We start from the raw sequence: 1,625 nt of genomic DNA on the forward strand, positions 1-1,625 counted from the left end.
CCGAGTGTGGGGTCGTATTCGCGGGCGCCGAGGTGGGTCAGGCCGGTGGGGTCCTGGGTTCCGCCGACGAAGCCCTTCTCGCCTGGCCAGGCCACGGGGTTGCCGCGGTCCATGCCGAAGGGGTCGAGGCGCCGGCGGGTCGGGTTGAGGGTGGCGGCGTTGATGGCGAGTTCGCCGGTGCCGTGGTGGTCGCCGGCGAGCCAGGTGAGTCCTGCGCTGGTGGTGCGGATGGCGGTTTTGCCGTAGTAGCGGGTGGCGGTCACGGCATCGGCGGCGTCCTTACGCAGTTCGGTGCCGCCCAGGTAGGCCGTGACGACGCCGTCCGGGTCGCGGCGCAGTAGCCGGTTGCCGTCGGCGTCGTACACGAAGCTGGTGTCCTGGGTGCCCTGGGTGACCTTGGCCAGTTCCCCTTCGACGTCCCAGGTCAAGGTTTGGGCGTTGCCGCCGGGGCCCGGCCGGCCGGTGGTGTTGCCGGCCGTGTCGTAGCTGTAGCTGTCGGTGCTGGTGCCTCCGGGGCCGGCCTTGTCGATGCTGGTGACGGCGTGCGGCTGGCCGCTGTCGTGGTGGTAGGTGTGGGTGGTGTCACCGGCGGTGTCGTGCAGTACCTGGCTGGTGCGTCGGCCGATGGTGTCGTAGGTGTAGGAGTGCCAGTAGGAACCGGCGCCGTCCACGATGCCCTGGCTGGGTGTGGATTGGCATGACGTGGCCGTGGTGGTCCACGCTTCGGTGAGCCGGTGCATCGGGTCGAAGGTGAAGCACTGGTTGGCGACGGTGGCGCCGGCGTGGGTTTCGCTGATGGCGGTGATGTTGCCGCCGGCGTCCCAGGTGTAGTTCTCGGTGAGCTGTTCGTCCCAGGTGTTCGGCGTCCCGGGGTGTTCGGTCTCGACCTGGGCTGTGGTCATCTGCCGGGTGGCGGCGTCGAACGTGTTCGTCAGCCGGACCCGTCGGGTTCCGCTGCCGAGGATGTTCTGCAGCACCTGGCCGTCGTAGTCGTAGGTGGCGGCGGCGAGGTAGCTGTCCACGCCGGTTTCGGTGGCTTTGACCCCGGTGTCGGTGTAGGTGGTGGTGACCGTCTCCGCGGCCAGCCCACCGGCGGCCGGGTAGCTGACGGTGGCCACCGAGCCGTCCGGCTTGTAGGTGGTGGCCGAGGTGTAGGTGCCGGCGAGGGCCCCTTCGACGGTGGGCAGGGTGACCGAGGTGCCCAGCGGCCGGTACCCGTCGTCGTAGCCGGTCACCGAGGTGACGTAGGCGTCGGTGCCGACGTAGCGGGTGGAGCTGGCCGGCTGGCCCTTCGCCACGGTGTCGTAGGTCCACGCCGCGAGTTTCGGGCCGCTGGTGCTGGTGTCGTACTCGGCGGTCTTGCGGCCGAGGCTGTCGTAGGTGAAGGCAACGGTCTTGCCTCGGGCGTCGGTGCTGGTGAGGACCTGGCCGGCGGCGTCGTAGGTCATCGTCGACGTGCCCTTGTCCGGGTCGCCGGCGCTGGTCTGCCGCCCGAGCAGGTCGTAGCCGTAGTCCCAGTGGTTGCCCACCGGGTCGGTGACCTTGGTGAGCTGACCGTCGTCGTCGTAGCTGTAGGTGGTCTTGTCGTACGCGCCGGACAGGCTCGACGTCTGGAACAGCCGACG

The 1,625-nt window shown here is 69.7% G+C and carries 1 protein-coding gene; it reads right to left on the bottom strand.

Annotated elements, in window-relative coordinates:
• The coding region (locus EFE23_RS27780; RefSeq protein ID WP_369410335.1) for an RHS repeat domain-containing protein at window positions 1-1,625 on the bottom strand (1,625 nt) is incomplete at both ends.

The sequence above is a fragment of the Micromonospora solifontis genome, assembly GCF_003725545.1.
Classification (GTDB): Bacteria; Actinomycetota; Actinomycetes; order Mycobacteriales; family Micromonosporaceae; genus Micromonospora; species Micromonospora solifontis.